The following is a 19,064-nucleotide window of genomic DNA, read 5'->3' on the forward strand; positions in this document are numbered from 1 at the left end:
ATGAGCGAATGTCGGCTGCACGCCCGACCAGTAAGTCCGAAGGCACCATAGATCAGATGTAATGAACCGCCCTGGCCATCGTCTCCTCGTCATACTTCCTCGCTGCAGGCACGAGCCGATCTTCCTTCCGTGAGTCTCTTCAGACCCTCCGACTCGCCCAGGGCGGTTCATTACATCTGATCTATGGTGCCTTCGGACTTACTGGTCGGGCGTGCAGCCGACATTCGCTCATGCCTCGAACTCCTTTGTCACTACCTACCTGCAGAGCAACGGCATGGCGTGGTGAAGGCGGCTACCTTCGCGATCTTCCTCCTGACGATACTGGCGGCACTGACAAGCTGCGATTCACAGTCTGCGCCTCCACGTGATGACAAGACGGTGGGCGTTCCGGCACCGGACAGCAATGACCCTGCCGCCGAGCCGATCGAGACCAACCGGTCGCTCGATGTCGGCCAGGCTCAGGCGGTCACCCAGGCGCGGCCGGTGGGCGCGGGGCTGCGTGAGGTGGCCAGGCTGGGCCTGGTGCGTTCGGCCAACACAACTCAGGGCATCAGGGCTATCCATGAACAAAGCGTCGTGGTAGGAATCCAATCCACACAGGAGTTCACTGGCGAGGCGCCCCCAACGCGGCTCGAGTTGCGTCCGATCGGTGCACTTGGCCATTCGGGTGAGCCGGTTCAGAGGCTGCCTTCCAAGAAGTCTCGACAGGTCTCAGCCGTCGACATGTCCGAGCGATGGGTCGTGTGGATGGAGACGCCGTCAACAGTTCTCGGGCTCCAACCGTGGACGCTGGTCGCCTACGACCGGACCGACAAGAGCGTTCGCAAGCTCGCGCGGTCGCCCCGGATGGACGATGGTGGGCCAGCGATATCAGTGCCCGGGTGGACCGGGCCGGTCATCTTTGGCACGAAGGTCTACTGGGCTCAGGCGGCCGGCACCCTCCAGGCAGGCCGTGTTGATGTCTGGGGTTGCGTCATCGAGGCCTGCAACCCGGCCATGGTGGCCAAGGCCGCCGCGATGCCGGCATCTGACGGCGAGTACCTCTACCTGATCAGCTCGGCCAATTATGCTGGTGCGCCCAGCGCAAACGAGCAGACGGTGGACCGAGTGGACCCGAACACCGGTGCTCGCTCCACCGTGGCCCGCATCGCGGTCGCCGATCAGGAGGGTGTCTCCGGGCTGGCCGCCGGGCCCGGCATGCTGGCGTGGACCGTCGGGAGATCGGGTGCGGACGAAGCGGTCGTCCTGAATCTGGTCGACGGTTCGGTAGCCACCTTCGCGGACACCCAGCAGGGCGTGTTCGGGTATCCCGTGGTGACCAGGAGCGCCGTGATCTGGGCCGAGTCCGGCGGGGTCGGTCCTGAGGTCGGGGGATACCTGCTCGACCGGAGAGACGGGACGCTGTCGACGATCGGCAACAAGCTCGGGCTCTACGGCGAAGGCGGGGACGGCGCCTATGTGTACTGGCAAGAGAGCCGCACCCCGCAGGCTCGCCCCGAAGACATCGACTACGTCGTCGGCCGACTGCGGTAGGTCAGTCGTGTCCGGTAGCCTCTGCCCCGGCACAGCGGCAGAGGAGTGGGACAAGTGGCAGTCAGGGCCATCCGGGGCGCGACGCGGCTCGGCTTCACCGACGTGCCGCTGATGTGCGCCCGCGAGCTGGCGAAGGTGAGCGAGACGCCTCATGAATGAGGCCTCATGACCGAGGACCAGGCCGCCGTCGAGATCGTGGGCGCGGGGCTGCTCGGCGCCTCCGTCGGGCTGGCGCTGCGGCGCGCCGGCGTGGAGGTGCTGCTGACCGACATCGACGCCGACCACGTCCGTACCGCCTCCGGGATGGGCGCCGGGCGACCCGCCGGGCCCGGCGACCGGGTCGGGCTGGTCGTGGTGGCGGTGCCACCGGCCCACCTGGGCGAGGTGATTCGCGAGGCGCTCGACCGCACCAGCGGCACCGACGCGGTGGTGACCGACGTCGGCTCGGTGAAGGCCGCCCCGCTGGCGGCGGTCGCCGACCATCCCCGGGTCGGGAGGTACGTCGGCTCCCACCCGATGGCCGGCAGCGAGCGCTCCGGTCCGCTGGCCGCCAGCGCGACCCTCTTCGACGGCCGCCCCTGGGCGGTGACGCCGCACCCGGCCGCCGACCCCGACGCCCTCGAGGCGGTCGACCGGCTGGGGGAGGCCGTCGGCGGCGTACTGGTCCACCTCGACCCCGAGGAGCACGACCGCGCCGTCGCCCGGATCTCGCACGTGCCCCACCTGATGGCCGCGTTGATGGCCGGCCGGCTCGCCGAGGCTCCCGGGCGACACCTGGCGCTGTCCGGCCAAGGCGTTCGGGACGTGACGAGAGTCGCCGCCGGCGACCCACGGCTCTACAGCCAGATCGTCGCCGGCAACGCCAGCGCCGTGGCCGACCTGCTGCACGAGGTCCGCGCCGAGCTCGACGGCCTCATCGCCGCCGTCAGCGACGGCGATGCGGACGGACTGCGGGCGATCCTGGCCAGGGGAGTGGCGGGTACGAGGGCCATCCCCGGCAAGCACGGCGGCCCGACCCGGCCCTCCGTATCGATCTTCGTGGCGGTCCCCGACGAGCCCGGCAACCTGGCACGACTCTTCGCCGACGCCGGCGAGATCGGCGTCAACATCGAGGACGTCCACATCGACCACGACCCGGGCCGCCCGGTCGGCCTGCTCGAGCTCACCGTCGAGGCCGCCCGCGCCGAGGAGCTGCAGAGCGCGCTGGAGTCGAGGGGATGGGTCGCGCACCGATAGACTTGTGCTCCGTGAGCAGACTGGTCATCGCCGTCGACGGCACCTCCGGATCCGGCAAGTCCAGCACGTCTCGCGGGGTGGCCGATCGGCTCGGGCTGCGCTATCTCGACACCGGGGCACAGTTCCGGGCGATGACCTGGTGGATGCTCACCCACGGCGTCGACGTCCACGACCCGGCCGCGGTCGCCGCCCACGCCGACGAGCCGGTGATCGAGTCGGGCACCGACCCGCTGGCGCCGACGATCACGCTCGACGGTGCCGACGTCGCCACCCAGATCCGCTCCGACGAGGTCAACGCCGCGGTCTCCCCGGTCAGCACCGTCCCGGCGGTGCGCCGCCGGCTGCTGGCGTTGCAGCGGCAGATCATCGACGCCGCCGAGGACGGCATCGTCGTCGAGGGCCGCGACATCGGCTCCGTGGTCTGGCCCCAGGCCCAGGTGAAGCTCTACCTGTCCGCCGACGCTGCGGCCCGCGCCGAGCGACGCGCCGCCGAGGCGGGCGCCACCGACGAGCGCAGCCTCAAGGCCACCAGGGCCTCACTGGAGGCCCGCGACGTCATCGACTCCGGTCGTGCCACCGCCCCGCTGGTGCGGGCCGACGGCGCGGTGCACGTCGACACCACCCCCCATACCCTCGACGAGGTCGTGGATCTGGTGCTCGGACTGGTCGCGGAGCGGGTGGAGAAGGCGGAGGTGTGAAGGAGCTGCCGGACCTCTCCGGCGTACCCCACCCACCCACCGCGCTGCTGCACAACCCGGTCGTCCGGGCGGCGGGCGACCACACCGACCCGGCGGCGGTGAAGACCGCGCTCCGGGTCCTCCAAGACGGCCACGGGGTCGAGACTCCCTCGGAAAGCCCCACCGACAGCAAGGAAGCACCATGAGCGAGTACGACGTCCCTGCGGCCGAGGAGACCGGCCCGACGCCGGTGCTGGCGATCGTCGGCCGGCCGAACGTGGGCAAGTCCACCCTGGTCAACCGGATCATCGGCCGCCGCGAGGCGGTCGTCGAGGACGTCCCCGGCGTGACCCGGGACCGGGTCTCCTACGACGCCGAGTGGAGCGGTCGCGCGTTCACCGTGGTCGATACCGGTGGCTGGGACCCGGACGCCCGCGGCCTGGCCGAGCGGATCGCCGCCCAGGCGGAGATCGCGATCGGCCTGGCCGACGCCGTCCTCCTCGTCGTCGACGCCACGGTCGGCATCACCGACACCGACGCGGCGGTCGTCAAGGTGCTGCGCCGCTCGGGCAAGCCGGTCATCCTGGCCGCCAACAAGGTCGACGACCAGCGCATGGAGGCCGAGGCCGCCGGGCTGTGGAATCTCGGCCTCGGCGAGCCCTACCCGGTCTCGGCGCTGCATGGCCGCGGCTCCGGCGACCTGCTCGACGCGATCCTGGCCGCGTTGCCGGAGCCCCCGCCGGCGCCGGAGGGGACGGAGGTCGGCGGGCCGCGCCGGGTCGCCATCGTCGGCCGGCCCAATGTCGGCAAGTCCTCGCTGCTCAACAAGCTCGCCGGCGAGGAGCGGGTGGTGGTCGACAACGTCGCCGGCACCACTGTCGACCCGGTCGACGAGCTGATCGAGCTCGGCGGCCGCACCTGGCGCTTCATCGACACCGCCGGCATCCGCAAGCGGGTCAAGGAGGCCTCCGGCCACGAGTACTACGCCTCGCTGCGCACCTCGACCGCCATCGACCGGGCCGAGGTCGCGGTGCTGGTGCTCAACGCCGGCGAGCCGATCGCCGAGCAGGACATCCGGATCCTGCAGACCGTCCGCGAGGCCGGCCGGGCGCTGGTGCTCGCCTTCAACAAGTGGGACCTGCTCGACGAGGACCGGCGCTACTACCTGGAGCGAGAGATCGAGCGGGACCTGGTGCAGGTGCCATGGGCACCGCGGGTCAACATCACCGCCCGTACCGGCTGGCACATCGACCGGCTGGTGCCCGCCCTGGACAAGGCGCTGGAGGGCTGGGAGACCCGGGTCGGCACCGGTGCGCTCAACACCTTCCTGGGCCGGCTGGTGGCCGAGCATCCCCACCCGGTCCGGGGCGGCAAGCAGCCGAAGGTGCTGTTCGGCACCCAGGCCTCGACGGCGCCGCCGACCTTCATCCTCTTCACCTCGGGCAGGCTGGAGGCGTCGTACGAGCGCTTCATCGAGCGTCGGCTGCGCGAGGAGTGGGGTTTCGTCGGCACGCCGATCGTGTTGCAGCAACGGGTGCGAGAGAAGCGCAAGCGTCCGTAGAGTCGCGCCATGGCCCTGGACACCCCCACGTTGCGAGTCGCCTTCGCGGTCGTCTCGCTGAGCGTGCTGGTGCTGGCGTATGCCGCGACCTATCGGAGCACCCGGGCGCCGTTCGGCGGCTGGTGGTGCCTGTCGCTGGTCTGCTTCCTGACGAGTGCCGGGCTCTATCTCCTCAACGGCACCGACGCCCAGGTGCTGGCGAACCCGGTCGCCAACGCGGCGGCGGTGGCCGGCGCGGGCTTCGTGTGGGCCGCAGGCCGCTCGCTGCGCGGCGTCGCGCTGTCGCGCTGGCAGCTCCTGGTGGGGCCGGCGGCCGCACTGGTCGCCGGGCTGGTGGACCATCCCGCCGACAACGTCTGGGCGGGCGGCGGCGTCCTGCTGGCGGGCATGAGCCTTCTCATCGGCCTCTCGGCCAGCGACCTCTGGCGGGCCTGGGCGGTCCCGGCGAGCCGGCTGTCGGCCGACGACGGCAGCAGGGTCGCGATCCTGGCGATCGCGCTCACCTCCTCGTTCACCGCCGCCTTCTACGCGCTGCGGCTCGTCGCCTTCCTGGTGGCCGGGCCCGACCACCGGCTCTTCACCGTGTTCTTCGGCTCGGGCGCTACGACGCTGATCCTGACCGTCATGCTGGTCACCGTCACCTTCAGCATCTCCACGCTGGCCCACGCGCAGGTGACGATCGAGTTGCGCGAGCAGGCCGCTCACGACAACCTCACCGGGCTGCTCAACCGCGCCGCGTTCATGACCAGGGCCGAGATCCGGATGCGCGAGACGCGGCACCTCGACTCCGACGGCGTCGTGGTGATGATCGACCTCGACGACTTCAAGCAACTCAACGACACCCTCGGTCACCAGGCGGGCGACCGTGCGCTCGTCGACTTCGGCGACGCCTGCCGGGCCGCCATCCAGCCGGGCGACCTGGCGGCGCGGCTGGGCGGCGACGAGTTCGTGCTGCTGCTTCCCGAGCGTCCCGGCCGCTCGCCGGAGTCGGTCACCGCGACGCTGGACGCCCGGCTCGGCGCCCGTGCCGAGCAGCGGCTGCGGGTCTCCTACGGCATCGCCGAGCTCTCCCGGCGCGACGGCCTGGAGGCCTCGCTGGCCCGAGCCGATGCCGCGCTCTACCGCGCCAAGGCGGTGGGTGGCGGCGTCGCGGTGTGGCACGACGAGGAGCAGGTCTCCTAAGAGCGTGTCCGAGTTCTCGAACACGCTCTGAGGGCGAGCCGCGACTCCTGGACGTAACAGAAGGGCCGTACGATCCGCCGGTGCCTCCCATCCACGTCATCGCCTACTTCGCCGACGACCCCACCCGGATCTACCAGCTGCTTCAGTGGCTGCCTGTGCTCGAGCGGCTCGACGAGCGCCATCCGGTCGGCATCGTCACGCGAGAGGCGGCAACCGCCGCCCTCGCCCAGGAGCGGACCCGGCTGCCCGTCTTCCTGGCGCGGAGGTTCCCGGGGCTGACCGGGCTCTACGACGAGCTCGACGCCAAGGTGGTCGTCTACTGCAACAACTCGATGCGCAACTTCCAGTCGCTGCTCGACGGCCGGATGCTGCACGTGCACATCAATCACGGCGAGAGCGACAAGCAGAGCATGGTCAGCAACAACGCCAAGGCCTACGACCGGGTCTTCGTAGCCGGCGAGGCGGCGGTGCAGCGCCACCGTGCCGGACTGATGGAACTCGACGAGTCCAAGCTCATCCGCATCGGCCGGCCGCAACTGGATCTGCGGCCGGAGCCGGTGCTGGCACCCAGCAGTCGTCGTACCGTTCTCTATGCGCCCACCTGGGAGGGCGACGCGGAGTACAACGACTACACCTCCGTCGACGTCTTCGGGTCACGCATCGTCGAGGCGATCCTCGCTCAGGAGGACGTCCGGCTGGTCTACAAGCCCCACCCGAAGGTCGCCACCAGCCTCACCCCGGCGATCGCCGAGACCCACCGGCGGATCCTGGAGCGGATCGCGGCGGCGACCGTCGCTGACCCGGCGGCGGGCCATCTGGCGCTGGTCGAGGGCGACATCCTCGCGGTGATGCCCAGCTGCGACGCGATGATCACCGACGTCTCCTCGGTCGGCCTGGACTGGCTCTACCTGCAGACCGACAAGCCCATCCTCATCACCGACCGGTACGACGACCCGGAGCGGCTACGCCGCAACGCCCCGGTCAGCCGTTGCGCGGACGTCGTCGACTCCGGGACCATCGGCTCGCTCACCGAGCTGCTGGCGACCCGGCTCGTCCACGACGAGCACCGGATCGCCCGGGCCGCGATGCGCCACCACTACTTCGACGGCGTCTCGGTGGGGGAGAGCACCGAGCGGTTCCTCGACGAGATCTCCCACGTGGTCGCCCGGCGCGACAGCCTCGTCGGGGTGCCGGCTACCGGCGAGGTCGCCTCGGCCTAGGGCGAGTCCGCCCCGGCGCCGGCCCGGCCGACCGCGGCGAGCGGCGACCTGTCCCACAGGTAGGCGAGGTAGGCGCCGAAGGCCACGCCGGTGCCGATGCCGACGCAGATGGTGGCGGCGCGGCCGAAGTACTCCGCCCCGGCGCCGCCACCCATCTGCTGCAGGATGCCGAAGAACACCGGGATGCCGGGCAGCAGCGCGCCGGTGATGCCCATCAGGGCCAGCACCTGCTGCGGATAGCCGGTCCGGGAGGCGAGGATCACGGTGAGGACACCGAGCACGACCGCGCTCGCCGAGCTGGCCCACAGCGTGGTCGCGTCGAGCACCCGGAGCAGCAGCTGGCTGCTGGCGCCGGTGACGACGCCGAGCACCGCCGCCGGGACGACGAGCGGAAGCCGGCCGCCATTGGCGAAGGCGTTGGCGACGGCACCGAGGCCGGAGAAGACGAGCACCAGGTACCACGGCAGGCTCGGGAGCTCGTCGAGTCTCGGGTGCGCCATGCTCAGCTGTTCGCCGAGCCAGAACGTGAACGCTCCACCGATGAAGATCCCGATGCCGGCGACAGCGACGCCGCCGACCCGGCTCAGGCAGGAGAGGAAGTCGGCCTCGATCGCATCGGTGACGGCGCCGATCACCTGAGGCAGCGGGAGCAGCAGCAGCCAGGTCACCGCGATCGCGGCGGCGGCGCCGACGGGGTCGACGAAGTCGACGCGCACCAGCAGGGTGGCGAACGCCCCGCCGACCGAGCTCTGCACCGCGATGGCGAACAGCCTCGGCATCCGGAGCCGGCCGACGCCGAGCCCGGCGAGCGAGGTCGCGACCTGGACCAGCGCCGCCGAGACCCACGCCCGCCAGCTGATCCCGACCTGCATGCTGATGAAGAACGCGAGCATCGTCATGCCGAGCGTGGTGGCCCACCAGGGCGTCCCGGTGCCACGCATCCGCTCCACGTCGTCGCGGGCGGCGAAAAGCCGCCGACGCTCGGCCTCGCCGGTGGTGGCGGCCTCGGGCGCGGCAAGGTCGGCGGCCAGATGGTTGAGAGCGCGAGCCCGGTCGCAGTCGATGGTGTCGAGCGTGCGTGCCGCGCCCGACAGCGTCGTCGTACTCCCGTCGGGCAGTGTGGCCTCCAGTAACAGCAGTCGCCCGAAGGAGTTGACGGCCAAGCCCACCAGGCCCAGCGCCCGGCCACAGCCGACCAGCGCCCGCCGGGTCTGGCCACTGGTCTGCCCGGACTCCAGGAAGCCATACCCGAGCTCCGCGAGCAGGTCCAGCCGGGTACGGACGTCGACGGTGGTCAGCCGCTCCGGCGCGGAGCCAGGCTCCAACGAGGTCATGGCGCGATCCTAGAGAGCGGAGCGCTCACGGCGGCGTGAGCTCGTGTACGAACCGGCGGACACGTGCCTGAAACGCTGGGTCGGCGGCCGCGCCACGCACCTGGGCGACGCGCAGCACGGTCTTGCGTCGCTTGAGGTCCGGCCCGACGAAGACTCCTTGCTCAACGTCGGGCGAGCTGGCCGACCAGATCACGGAGCGAGCCGAGTCGGATGCTGCGCGCGCGATCCGACTGGTAATGAGCCCAGCGATCGCCTTCGTCACAGCGTTGTCGGCCTGCGTGGCCATGCCCGTTGCGGCGACACCGGGGTGCGCGATGACCGAGCGCACCCGGGAGCCCTCTTCGGCCAGCCGCCTGCCGAGGTCCACCGCGTAGGCCGCTGCCGCGATCTTCGAGGCGCGGTAGGTGCCGAACTGGCTGAAGCTCGACGGGTCGCCTACGGCAGTGAGGTCGGGCGCCTTCGTCGTGCGCTGCGAGAGGTTCGAGGCGACCAGGACGATACGGGGGTCGGCCGCAGTCAGTAGCGGCACCAGCTTCTCGGTCAGCCGCGCGGGGCCGATGAGGTTGGTGGCGAACGTCAGCTCGATCCCGTCGGGGCTCGTCTCGAACCTCGAGGTGGTGACGCCGGCGTTGTTCACGAGTGCGTCGAGGTGGAACCCGTCGCGCTCGAGTTGTGCGGCGAAGGCGTCGATCGAGCGCAGGTCGGCGACGTCGACGGCGCGCACCACCAGTCGTCCCTCGCGGCCACTCGGCTCGAGTTGTGGGACGAGCGAGGTCATCTTGGCCGGGTTCCGCACGCCCGCTATCACCGTGCCGTTCGCCGTCAGAAGGGCCTTGGCGACTTCCAGTCCGACGCCGCTGCTCGCGCCGGTGACCACGAAGGTGCGCCCACTCTGGTCCGACAGTTCGCTGGTCTGCCACTCGAAGTCCTGCACGGCTCCCTCCGTTCCGGATAGATAATCCGCTTCGACGATAGCACGAATCGGATTAGGCATCCGAATCAAGGTAGGCTGAGGTCATGTCCGAGACCTTGGCTCGTCCGACCGGTCTGCGTGCCGATGCCGCTCGCAACCGTGCACGGCTGCTTGAGGTCGCCAGGCGCCATCACTCGCAGACCGGGCAGCTCCCGCTCAACGCCATCGCTGCCGAGGCCGGCGTGGGCATCGGCACTGCCTACCGCCACTTCCCGAGCCAGCAGTCCCTCGTCGAGGCGCTCGCCATGGACGCACTCGACCGCTTGGTCGGCGCGGTCAAACAAGCCATCGCAGTCGAAGACCCGGCACGTGCGCTCCGCGCAATGGTCACGACGGCATACGAGCACCTGTGCGACGACGCGGCGCTTACCGCCCTACTCGCGGGGGGAACCTTCGCCTGCGCCGATGCGGCGGCCGTCGCCGGTGGACTGTTCGCCGACGTCGAGATCCTCCTTCGCCGATCTCGACAGAGCGGAGCCCTGCGCGCAGAGGTCGGCGTCGACGACCTGCGGCGGCTCCTGTGTGGTCTCAGTGCAGCAGCGACCGCTGGGCCGGCTCCCCTGGGCAACGATCGGGGGCGGTATGTCGAGGTGCTGCTCGGCGGTCTGCGGCCGTGAGCCCACCGGCGCCGCCAGATATGACGAAGCCCTGGTGAAAGTTACCTCTCACCAGGGCTTTTTGTCGGGATGACAGGATTTGAACCTGCGACCCCTTGACCCCCAGTCAAGTGCGCTACCAAGCTGCGCCACATCCCGCTGCTCCCCAGGGGAGCGGGGGAACACTATCCCAGATCGGCGCGAAGCCTGGAATCGGGTCCCGTCCCACCAGACCCGAGTCGGCAGCCTCGCGGAGCCGCGGCGCCTACGATGGAGCGCCATGGCAGCAGAGGACGCTGGAGGCGACCAGGTCATCCGGGTCGTGGGGGCCAGCACGAACAACCTGCGCAATGTGACGGTCGAGGTGCCGAAGAAGGCGCTGACCGTGGTGACCGGAGTCTCCGGCTCGGGCAAGTCGTCGCTGGTGCTCGACACCATCGCGGCCGAGGCGCAGCGCCTGGTCAACGACTCCTATCCGGTGTTCGTCCGCAACCGGCTGCCGCAGTTGCCCGCGCCGGAGGTGCAGTCGATGGCCGGCCTGACGTTCACCGCGCTCATCGACCAGCGTCGGTTCACCGGCAACGCCCGGTCCACGGTTGCGACCGCCTCCGACGTCGCGCCGCTGCTCCGGCTGGTCTTCTCCCGCGTCGGCGAGCCGTCGGCCGGCTACTCGCCGGCGTACTCCTTCAACGACCCGGCCGGCATGTGCCCGGAGTGCGAGGGACTGGGCACCGTCGTCGACATCGACGTCGAGGAGCTCATCGACCCGGAGAAGAGCATCGACGAGGGACCGGTGCGGTTCAGCCAGTTCCGCCCGGGCGTCTACCGGTGGAAGCGGTTCGCCTACTGCGGGCTCTTCGACCGGAAGAGGCCACTCAAGGACTACACCGAGGAGGAGATGGACCTCTTCCTCTACGCCGATCAGCTCAAGCTGCCCGACCCCGACCCGCGGTTCCCGAAGACCGCGCGCTTCGACGGCGTCGTCACCCGGATGCGCGATGTCTACGTCAAGAACCACCCCACGAAGATCTCGGCCGAGGTGCGCGAGGAGCTGGACCGCCTGATGACGCACCGGACCTGCCCGGAGTGCGGCGGTGCCCGCCTGAACGCGGCCGCCCGGGCCAGCCTCGTCGAGGGCCGCTCGATCGTGGACTGGACGGCGATGTCGGTGGCCGAGCTGCGCGAGCTGGTCGGGGGCATGGACGACCCCCGGGTGAGCCCCGCCCTGGACGGCGTCAGGCGCGCCCTCGACGCGCTGCTCTCCGTCGGTCTCGGCTATCTGACGCTCGATCGCCAGTCCTCGACGCTCTCGGGCGGGGAGGCGCAACGGGTCAAGATCGTGCGGCACCTCGGCAGCGCCCTCACCGACGTGACCTACGTCTTCGACGAGCCGTCCACCGGGCTGCACCCTGCCGACGTGAGGCGGCTCAACGACCTGCTGCGCCGGCTGCGCGACGCCGGCAACACCGTGCTCGTGGTGGAGCACCACCCGCAGGTGATCGGCGTCGCCGACCACGTGATCGACATGGGCCCCGGCGCCGGCGCGGCAGGCGGCCTGGTGCGGTTCGAGGGGACGCCGGCCGAGCTGCGCGGCAGCGACACGCTGACCGGGCGGCTGCTGGCGCGCCCGCTGGTCCTCAAGAACGCGGTACGACGACCACTCGGCAGCGTGCTCGTCACGAATGCGCGGGCGCACAACCTGACCGGCTTCGACGTCGAGGTGCCGCTGGGGGTGCTCACCGCCGTGACCGGAGTGGCCGGCTCGGGGAAGAGCTCGTTCGCCACCGACGAGCTGCCCCGCCAGCACGCCGAGTTCACCGTCGTGGGCCAGGACCCGCTTCGTGGCGGGGTCCGCTCGACGTCGCTGAGCATCCTCGGCATCGCCGACGAAGTGCGCGAGGCGTTCGCCGCCGTGTCGGGGCTCGCTCCTGCCTGGTTCAGCTTCAACTCCAAGGGCGCCTGCCCGGCCTGTAAGGGCAAGGGCTATATCACCACCGAGCTCGCCTTTCTCGACGACGTGGCGACGCCCTGCGACGTCTGCCGCGGAGCGCGCTTCAACGACACCGCGCTGGCGGTGACGCTGGCGGGCCGGACGATCGCCGACGTGCTGCGGATGCCGGCGGCGGAGATGCGCGAGACCTTCGCCGACCATCCCGGCATCGTCCGGACCATGGACTGGCTGGAGCGGGTCGGCCTCGGCTACACCGCCGTCGGCCAGTCGCTCGACACCTACTCCGGAGGCGAGCGGCAGCGGCTGCTGCTCGCCCGCCACCTCAGCGGCGTCACCGACCTCGCCCGGGAGCGGATCGTGCTCGACGAGCCCACCACCGGGCTGCACCCCAGCGACGTGGACCGGATCAACACCCTGTTCGACGACCTCGTCGACGGCGGTGCGACGCTCGTGGTGGTGGAGCACAACCTGCGGGTGGTCGCCCGCGCCGACCAGGTCATCGACATCGGGCCGGGCGCCGGGTCCGACGGCGGCAGGCTGCTGTTCGCCGGCCCGCCGACCGAGCTTCTGGACAGCACCGACTCACTGACCGGGCGAGCGCTGGCGATCGCCAGCCGGTCCTGAGCGCCGCGAGCGGCTGGCCGCCGGGCGCTCTGCGTCGGGCTGAGCCTGGTCTACAGTTGGTGCCTCACCGCTGCCGAGTGCGAAGGATCAGACGACCTACCTGATGGAAGGCCAAAGTCCCGGGGCGCTGGCTCCATGACCCCGTATCTCCTCCTGCTCCTCGCCGTGCTGCTCGTGCTGGCGTGCGGCGTGTTCGTGGCCGCCGAGTTCGCCCTCGTCACCGTCGACCGGTCCCGTGTCGATGCCGAGGCCGAGGCCGGCAACGCCAGTGCCGTCGGCGTCCGGCAGGCGCTGACCCGGCTCTCGACGCACCTCTCCGGCGCGCAGTTGGGCATCACGATCACCAACCTCGGCATCGGCTGGCTCGCCGAGCCGGCGGTCTCCGAGATCATCGACGCCCCGCTGGAGTCGCTCGGTGTCCCCGGCGGCGCGGTCCGCCCGGTCGCCGTCGCGATCGGCCTGGTCGTCTCCACCCTGGTGACGATGGTCTTCGGCGAGCTGGTGCCGAAGAACATCGCGCTCTCGCTGCCGATGCGGACCGCACGGGCGACCCAGGGCTTCATTCGCGCCTTCACGAGCCTCAACACCGTCCCGATCAGGTTCCTCAACGGCACCGCCAACGCGCTGGTACGACGGCTGGGCATCGAGCCGCAGGAGGAGCTCCGCTCGGCCCGTAGCTCCGCCGAGCTCGCCTCGCTGATCCAGCGCAGCGCCGACGAGGGCACCCTCGACGCCGACGCCGCCGAGCTGATGGAGCGCAGCGTGGAGTTCGGCGCCCGTACCGCCGGCGAGATCATGACGCCCCGGGTGCGCACCGTCACCCTGGAGGAGGACGACCGGGCCGAGGCGATCATCGAGCTGACCCGCCGTACCGGCCACTCCCGGTTCCCGGTCCTCGACGCGCAGGACAACGTCGTGGGCACCGTCCACGTCAAGAACGCCGTCGCCCTCGCCGCCCAGGACCGCCTCACCACCAAGGTCAAGCACCTGATGAGCAAGCCGGTGGTGGTGCCGGACTCGCTGCGGCTCGACCCGCTGATGGCGCTGCTGCGCAGCGAGGGGTCGCAGATGGCGATCGTCCTCGACGAGTACGGCGGCCAGGCGGGTCTGGTCACCCTCGAGGACGTCATCGAGGAGATCGTCGGCGACATCGCCGACGAGCACGACTCGATCAGCGCCCAGGGGCGACTGCGCCGGGACGGCTCCTGGTCGCTCAGCGGCCTGCTGCGCCCCGACGAGGTCGAGGACCTGACGGGGGTCGCGCTGCCGGAGAGCGAGGACTACGACACCATCGCCGGCCTGGTGATGGCCTCCCTGGGCCGGGTGCCGCAGAAGGGCGACATCATCGAGGTGACGGTGCCGGACCCGACCGATCCCGAGTTCAGCAGGGAGCGGCTGGTCACCCTCGCCGTGGAGCACATGGACGGCCTGCGGGTGGACCGGATCGGCCTGCGGGTCGTGACCGGGGGTGTCTCGTGAGCCCCCTGGTCGGCATCCTGCTCACCCTGCTGCTGCTCGCCGGCAACGCCTTCTTCGTGGCGACGGAGTTCGCGCTGATCTCCGCCCGCCGCAGCCAGATCGAGCCGGTCGCCCAGCAGGGCTCGCGGCTGGCCCGCACCACGTTGCAAGCGATGGAGCACATCACCTCGATGGTGGCCGGCATCCAGCTCGGCGTCACCGTCTGCTCGGTGCTCCTCGGCGCGGTCGCCGAGCCGTCCATCGCGGGGCTGCTGGAGCCGGTGCTGGAAGCGGTCCACGCGCCGCACGGGTTGCTGCACCCGGTCGCCTTCGTGGTCGCCCTCGCCCTGGTGGCCTTCCTCCACGTGGTGCTGGGCGAGATGGTGCCGAAGAACATCACCCTGGCCGGCCCGGAGCGAGCGGTGCTGGTGCTGGCCCCGGCGATGTACGCCCTGGTCCAGGTGCTGCGGCCGCTGATCGTGGTGCTCAACGCCGTCGCCAACGGCACCCTGCGGCTGCTGCGGGTCGAGCCGAAGGCCGAGGTCGAGTCGACCTACACCCTCGAGCAGGTGGCCGCGATCGTCGAGGAGTCGCACGGCGAGGGGCTGCTCGAGGCGGGGGAGTACGACCGACTGGCCGGGGCACTCGGGTTCACCGAGAAGACGGTGGCGGCCGTGGTGCTGCCGCGGGCGGAGCTGACGACGGTGGCCCAGGGCTCCTCGGGCGCGGACGTCGAGGCGCTGTGCGCCGCCACCGGGTTCAGCCGGTTCCCGGTCACCGACCGGGCCGGCGAGCTGATCGGCTACCTCCACATCAAGGACGTGCTGGAGCCGGATCCGGCCCGCCGGCTGCGGCCGATCCAGGACAAGTGGATCCGGCCGTTCGCGGCGGTCCACCTCGACGATGCGCTGCACGACGCGCTGGAGACGCTGCAGCGACGGGGCTCGCACTTGGCGCGGGTGGTCGACGAGGAGGGCCGCACCATCGGTGTCGCCGCGCTCGAGGACGTCATCGAGGAGCTGGTCGGTGAGATCCGCGACGCTGCCCACACCGACTGACATCTACAGTGACCACTGTGACTGAGCAGGCGGCGCGCGACCGGGTGTGGACCATCCCGAACGCGCTCAGCGCGCTGCGACTGCTCGGTGTGCCGCTCTTCCTCTGGCTGGTGCTCGGCCCGGAGGCCGACCTGTGGGCGCTGGCGGTGCTGGTGGTCTCCGGCTTCACCGACTGGCTCGACGGCTTCCTGGCCCGTCGCTGGGACCAGCGCTCGGTGCTGGGCCAGCTGCTCGACCCGGTCGCCGACCGGCTCTACCTGCTCGCCGTGGTGGTCGGGCTGGCGCTGCGCGAGGTCATCCCGTGGTGGCTGGCGGTGCTGCTGCCGCTGCGCGACGTACTGCTCTGGGGGCTGGTGCCCTTCCTGCGCACCCGGGGCTATACCTCGCTGCCGGTCCACTTCATCGGCAAGGCGGCCACCTTCTGCCTGCTCTACGCCTTCCCGCTACTGCTCCTGGGCGACGGGGACGGCGACGCCGCCCGGCTGGCGAACGTCTTCGGCTGGGCGTTCGCCTGGTGGGGACTGGGCCTCTACTGGTGGGCCGGCTGCCTCTACGCCTGGCAGGTCCGCAAGCTGCTCGCCTCCGCGCCGCGAGTGGTCCGGCAGCGCCCGCCGAGGCGACGACCCCGGCAGGGAGGCCGGGTCGGTGCCTGACTCGCAGCTGCTGCCCGAGCGCGTCACCATGCCGTTGCTGACGCTGATCACCCAACAGGCGCTCGATGAGGACTACCAGCACGTCGCCGATCGCCGCGCCGGTCAGCCGGCGCCGACGGCCGGCACCGGCCGTCGGCTCACCGTGATCGTGGTGGCCCTCTTCGGCGTACTGGTCGCGGTCGCCGGGGTGCAGACCGCCCGCAACGCCGGAGTCACCAGTGCCGGCCGGGACCAGATCATCGACCGCATCAACGCCCGCCGCGACACGCAGGCGGCGCTCGAGCAGCAGGTGGCCGATCTGCGGGCGTCGAACGCCGCCGGCGAGAGCTCCTACCACGACCTCGGCGACGAGCTCGACGCGGCGAGGGCCACCCGCAACCGGCTGATGAGAGTGACCGGCTTCGCGGCGCTGGTCGGTGCCGGTCTCAGGGTGGTCGTCGACGACGCGCCGAGCGGCGACCCGGACGCGGTGGTGCGCGACGACGACCTCGCACTGCTGGTCAACGGACTGCTGGAGGCCGGCGCTCGTGGCGTTGCGGTGAACGGCCAGCGCTGGACGGCCCTCTCGGCGCTGCGCAACTCCGGGGCGGTCATCCGCATCAACGACGTGAGCCTCTCGCCGCCGTACACTGTTGAGGCCGTCGGCGACCTCCGCAATCTGCAGGCCAACCTCGTCGATTCGACCTCGGGCTCGCGGTTCCTGGATCTGGCCGCCGATCTCGGTATGCCGGTGACCAGGGAGGAGGTCGACAGCATCCAGCTCCCCGCCGCGCCCGCGCGGATGCTGGCCGTCCACGACGCACAGGAGCTGACGGGCAAGCAGCCCCGTCAGCCGGACGACTAGGAGGCCCCGTATTGATCGCCGCACTCGGGCTGCTCGTGGGCATCGTCCTCGGCCTGATCTTCCGCCCGGACATCCCGGTCGGGCTCGACCTCTATCTGCCGATCGCCGTCGTCGCCGCCCTCGATGCCGTCTTCGGCGGCCTACGGGCCTACCTGGACGGCATCTTCGACGACAAGGTGTTCGTGGTGTCCTTCCTGAGCAATGTCGTCATCGCGGCGGGCATCGTCTACCTCGGCGACAAGCTCGGCGTCGGCGGCCAGCTCTCCACCGGCGTCATCGTCGTCCTGGGCATCCGGATCTTCTCCAACCTCGCCGCCATCCGGCGCCACCTGTTCCATGCCTGAGACGCCGCCGGCCGCCGAGACCGGGCCCGAGGCTGGCCGTCGTCGGCTGTGGCGTGCCTTCGTCAGGCCCCAGCGCCGTCAGCTCGTCGTCGGCGTGCTGCTCGCCGTGGTGGGCTTCGCCGCCGTCACCCAGTTCCGCACCACCGAGGCCGACAACTCCTATGCCGGCCTGCGCGAGCAGGACCTGATCGACGTCCTGAGTGGCCTGACCGGCGCCACCCAGCGGACCCAGGCCGAGCTGTCGCGGCTCCAGGACACCCGCGACCAGCTCCAGACCGACACCCAGAAGCGCCAGGCTGCTCTCACCGAGGCGAGCACCCAGGTCGACAACCTCAAGATCATCGCCGGCCTGGTCCCGGTGACCGGCCCGGGGATCCGAGTGCGCATCGAGGAGAAGACCGCCGAGATCAACGTCGACTCCTTCATCGACCTGATCCAGGAGCTGCGCACCGTGGGCGCCGAGGCGATGCAGCTCAATGGGCAGGTCAGGCTGGTCGCACAGACCTCCTTCGAGCAGGCCAACGGCGGGTTGCTGGTCGACGGCGAGATGCTCGAGCCGCCCTACACCCTCGACGTGATCGGCGAGCCCGGCGCGCTCGAGGGGGCGGTGACCTTCCTGCGCGGCCCGCAGGAGGAGCTCGAGAGCGATGGCGCCACCGTGGTGGTGAGCCGGATGACCTCCCTCGACATCACCGCTGTCGCTGCCGCCGACTGAGTCAAGTAGGGTGCCTTCGCAGGCCGCGAGACCGGCCGCCGTGTACGTCGACCGAGTCGATCAAGGAGAAGTGGCGTGTACCCCGACGACCTGAGCTACACCACCGAGCACGAGTGGCTGCGCGACCCCGGTGAGGCCACCGGGTCGGTGCGAGTCGGGATCACCCACTATGCCCAGGACGCCCTCGGAGACATCGTCTACGTCTCCCTGCCCGAGGTCGGCGCCAGCGTCGAGGCCGGCACCCCGTGTGGCGAGCTGGAGTCCACCAAGTCCGTCAGCGACGTCTACGCGCCCGTGTCGGGCGAGATCGTCGCGGTCAACGAGGCGCTCGACGCCACCCCGGAGCTCGTCAACGACGACCCGTACGGCGGCGGCTGGCTGTTCGAGGTCGTGCCGTCCTCACGGACCGAGCTCGACGACCTGCTCGACGCCGCCGCCTACCAGGCGACGCTCGAGGCCTAGCTCGGGCATTTCGCCTTGATCCTCTGCCCTGGGCTGATAGGTTCGGGGTCTCAACCGAACCTTCAGCATGAGGCTGAGGGTTTTCCGCAGTTCCCCTAGCAATCACGCGAGCGAGACGAGGAAGCGTCGATGATCGTCTGCCCGGTCTGCGGCAACGACAACCCTGCGGCTGCCCGGTTCTGCTCGCAGTGCGGCCAGCGGCTCATGGCACTGACCCAGGAGGAGCCGGCCGACGCGACCGCCACGATCACCCTCGGCGACGGCCGCACGGAGACCTCGGACCGGCTGCTCGCGCCGGTCGACGCCGCGGCCGTCGACGCGCTGCCGGTGGGCCACGCGCTGCTCGTGGTCCAGAAGGGCCCCGGCTCCGGCAGCCGGTTCCTGCTCGACAAGGACGTGGTGCGGGTCGGCCGCGACCCCGACAGCGACATCTTCCTCGACGACGTCACGGTGTCCCGCAAGCACGCCCTGTTCCGGCGCGCCGGCGACACCTTCCGGGTCGAGGAGCTGGGCAGTCTCAACGGCACCTATGTCAACCGTGACCGCATCGAGCAGGCTGCCCTGACGGACGGGGACGAGGTCCAGATCGGCAAGTTCCGGCTGGTCTTCTACGCAGGTCACGCGAGCTGACCGGGGGCAGGCT

At 70.8% G+C, this 19,064-nt stretch carries 19 protein-coding genes and 1 tRNA gene; 17 read left to right on the forward strand and 3 right to left on the reverse strand.

The features are described from left to right. Nucleotides 1–183: 183 nt before the first annotated feature. The 7 genes from QM595_RS16780 to QM595_RS16810 all read left to right on the forward strand — a co-directional run bounded on the left by QM595_RS16780 (nt 184) and on the right by QM595_RS16810 (nt 7,409). Nucleotides 184–1,533: a hypothetical protein gene (locus QM595_RS16780; RefSeq protein WP_415172725.1), complete on the forward strand. Its 1,350-nt coding sequence runs from the start codon at nt 184–186 to the stop codon at nt 1,531–1,533. A gap of 165 nt (nt 1,534–1,698) precedes the next feature. After that, nucleotides 1,699–2,769 carry a prephenate dehydrogenase gene (locus QM595_RS16785; RefSeq protein WP_415172726.1) on the forward strand — a complete coding sequence of 357 codons (1,071 nt, stop codon included), beginning with the start codon at nt 1,699–1,701 and terminating at the stop codon, nt 2,767–2,769. Between the two features lie 11 nt (nt 2,770–2,780). After that, the gene (cmk, locus tag QM595_RS16790; protein WP_415172727.1) at nt 2,781–3,467 is read left to right on the forward strand and encodes a (d)CMP kinase; all 687 of its coding nucleotides are present in this window, start codon (nt 2,781–2,783) and stop codon (nt 3,465–3,467) included. After that, entirely contained in the window at nt 3,464–3,652 is a 189-nt protein-coding gene (locus QM595_RS16795; protein WP_415172728.1) for a hypothetical protein, read from the forward strand. The genes cmk and QM595_RS16795 overlap by 4 nt, the downstream gene beginning before the upstream one ends. After that, the gene (der, locus tag QM595_RS16800; RefSeq protein WP_415172729.1) at nt 3,649–5,007 is read left to right on the forward strand and encodes a ribosome biogenesis GTPase Der; all 1,359 of its coding nucleotides are present in this window, start codon (nt 3,649–3,651) and stop codon (nt 5,005–5,007) included. Before QM595_RS16795 ends, der begins: the two co-directional genes overlap by 4 nt. 9 nt (nt 5,008–5,016) lie before the next feature. Beyond that, on the forward strand, nt 5,017–6,189 hold the full coding sequence (locus tag QM595_RS16805; RefSeq protein WP_415172730.1) for a diguanylate cyclase domain-containing protein: 1,173 nt from the start codon (nt 5,017–5,019) through the stop codon (nt 6,187–6,189). 80 nt (nt 6,190–6,269) lie between these two features. Beyond that, on the forward strand, nt 6,270–7,409 hold the full coding sequence (locus QM595_RS16810) for a CDP-glycerol glycerophosphotransferase family protein (protein ID WP_415172731.1): 1,140 nt from the start codon (nt 6,270–6,272) through the stop codon (nt 7,407–7,409). On the opposite strand, the gene QM595_RS16815 is transcribed toward QM595_RS16810, so the two are convergent. Together QM595_RS16815 and QM595_RS16820 are read right to left on the reverse strand one after the other, a co-directional pair. Beyond that, nucleotides 7,406–8,743, reverse strand: a complete 1,338-nt coding sequence (locus QM595_RS16815; RefSeq protein WP_415172732.1) for a threonine/serine exporter family protein — start codon at nt 8,741–8,743, stop codon at nt 7,406–7,408. The two genes, QM595_RS16810 and QM595_RS16815, sit on opposite strands and share 4 nt — an antisense overlap. 25 nt (nt 8,744–8,768) lie before the next feature. Continuing rightward, nucleotides 8,769–9,677: an SDR family NAD(P)-dependent oxidoreductase gene (locus tag QM595_RS16820; RefSeq protein WP_415172733.1), complete on the reverse strand. Its 909-nt coding sequence runs from the start codon at nt 9,675–9,677 to the stop codon at nt 8,769–8,771. An 83-nt stretch (nt 9,678–9,760) separates the two neighbouring features. On the opposite strand from QM595_RS16820, the gene QM595_RS16825 reads away from it, so the two are divergent. After that, complete coding sequence (locus tag QM595_RS16825; protein WP_415172734.1) at nt 9,761–10,333, forward strand: TetR/AcrR family transcriptional regulator; 573 nt, start codon at nt 9,761–9,763, stop codon at nt 10,331–10,333. Nucleotides 10,334–10,397: 64 nt separating this feature from the next. Here the strand turns inward: QM595_RS16825 and QM595_RS16830 are convergent. Further along, nucleotides 10,398–10,471 (reverse strand) — tRNA-Pro (locus QM595_RS16830). Between the two features lie 121 nt (nt 10,472–10,592). Between QM595_RS16830 and QM595_RS16835 the strand changes: the two genes are divergently transcribed. The 9 genes from QM595_RS16835 to QM595_RS16875 all read left to right on the forward strand — a co-directional run bounded on the left by QM595_RS16835 (nt 10,593) and on the right by QM595_RS16875 (nt 19,051). Next, complete coding sequence (locus tag QM595_RS16835; RefSeq protein ID WP_415172735.1) at nt 10,593–12,887, forward strand: excinuclease ABC subunit UvrA; 2,295 nt, start codon at nt 10,593–10,595, stop codon at nt 12,885–12,887. A 135-nt stretch (nt 12,888–13,022) separates the two neighbouring features. Further along, nucleotides 13,023–14,366, forward strand: a complete 1,344-nt coding sequence (locus tag QM595_RS16840; RefSeq protein WP_415172736.1) for a hemolysin family protein — start codon at nt 13,023–13,025, stop codon at nt 14,364–14,366. Further along, nucleotides 14,363–15,403, forward strand: a complete 1,041-nt coding sequence (locus QM595_RS16845; RefSeq protein ID WP_415172737.1) for a hemolysin family protein — start codon at nt 14,363–14,365, stop codon at nt 15,401–15,403. The genes QM595_RS16840 and QM595_RS16845 overlap by 4 nt, the downstream gene beginning before the upstream one ends. A 17-nt stretch (nt 15,404–15,420) precedes the next feature. Further along, on the forward strand, nt 15,421–16,056 hold the full coding sequence (locus QM595_RS16850) for a CDP-alcohol phosphatidyltransferase family protein (RefSeq protein ID WP_415172738.1): 636 nt from the start codon (nt 15,421–15,423) through the stop codon (nt 16,054–16,056). Further along, nucleotides 16,049–16,900, forward strand: a complete 852-nt coding sequence (locus QM595_RS16855) for a DUF881 domain-containing protein (protein ID WP_415172739.1) — start codon at nt 16,049–16,051, stop codon at nt 16,898–16,900. The genes QM595_RS16850 and QM595_RS16855 overlap by 8 nt, the downstream gene beginning before the upstream one ends. A gap of 11 nt (nt 16,901–16,911) precedes the next feature. Beyond that, nucleotides 16,912–17,244: a small basic family protein gene (locus QM595_RS16860; protein ID WP_415172740.1), complete on the forward strand. Its 333-nt coding sequence runs from the start codon at nt 16,912–16,914 to the stop codon at nt 17,242–17,244. Then, nucleotides 17,237–17,959 carry a DUF881 domain-containing protein gene (locus tag QM595_RS16865; RefSeq protein ID WP_415172741.1) on the forward strand — a complete coding sequence of 241 codons (723 nt, stop codon included), beginning with the start codon at nt 17,237–17,239 and terminating at the stop codon, nt 17,957–17,959. The genes QM595_RS16860 and QM595_RS16865 overlap by 8 nt, the downstream gene beginning before the upstream one ends. A 75-nt stretch (nt 17,960–18,034) precedes the next feature. After that, a complete protein-coding gene (gcvH, locus tag QM595_RS16870) occupies nt 18,035–18,421 on the forward strand; it encodes a glycine cleavage system protein GcvH (protein WP_415172742.1) in 387 nt (128 codons plus the stop codon). Between the two features lie 129 nt (nt 18,422–18,550). Then, a complete protein-coding gene (locus QM595_RS16875) occupies nt 18,551–19,051 on the forward strand; it encodes an FHA domain-containing protein (protein ID WP_415172743.1) in 501 nt (166 codons plus the stop codon). The last annotated feature ends 13 nt before the right edge of the window (nt 19,052–19,064 follow it).

Source organism: Nocardioides sp., from assembly GCF_047607185.1.
Classification (GTDB): domain Bacteria; phylum Actinomycetota; class Actinomycetes; order Propionibacteriales; family Nocardioidaceae; genus Nocardioides.

Excerpts from the sequence above, each read along its gene's own strand:
- QM595_RS16805 (WP_415172730.1), top strand. The coding sequence starts at position 5,017 with ATGGCCCTGGACACCCCCACGTTGCGAGTCGCCTTCGCGGTCGTCTCG.
- QM595_RS16815 (WP_415172732.1), bottom strand. The coding sequence starts at position 8,743 with ATGACCTCGTTGGAGCCTGGCTCCGCGCCGGAGCGGCTGACCACCGTC.
- QM595_RS16840 (WP_415172736.1), top strand. The coding sequence starts at position 13,023 with ATGACCCCGTATCTCCTCCTGCTCCTCGCCGTGCTGCTCGTGCTGGCG.
- der (WP_415172729.1), top strand. The coding sequence starts at position 3,649 with ATGAGCGAGTACGACGTCCCTGCGGCCGAGGAGACCGGCCCGACGCCG.
- QM595_RS16780 (WP_415172725.1), top strand. The coding sequence starts at position 184 with ATGGTGCCTTCGGACTTACTGGTCGGGCGTGCAGCCGACATTCGCTCA.
- QM595_RS16785 (WP_415172726.1), top strand. The coding sequence starts at position 1,699 with ATGACCGAGGACCAGGCCGCCGTCGAGATCGTGGGCGCGGGGCTGCTC.
- QM595_RS16825 (WP_415172734.1), top strand. The coding sequence starts at position 9,761 with ATGTCCGAGACCTTGGCTCGTCCGACCGGTCTGCGTGCCGATGCCGCT.
- QM595_RS16875 (WP_415172743.1), top strand. The coding sequence starts at position 18,551 with ATGATCGTCTGCCCGGTCTGCGGCAACGACAACCCTGCGGCTGCCCGG.
- QM595_RS16835 (WP_415172735.1), top strand. The coding sequence starts at position 10,593 with ATGGCAGCAGAGGACGCTGGAGGCGACCAGGTCATCCGGGTCGTGGGG.
- QM595_RS16865 (WP_415172741.1), top strand. The coding sequence starts at position 17,237 with ATGCCTGAGACGCCGCCGGCCGCCGAGACCGGGCCCGAGGCTGGCCGT.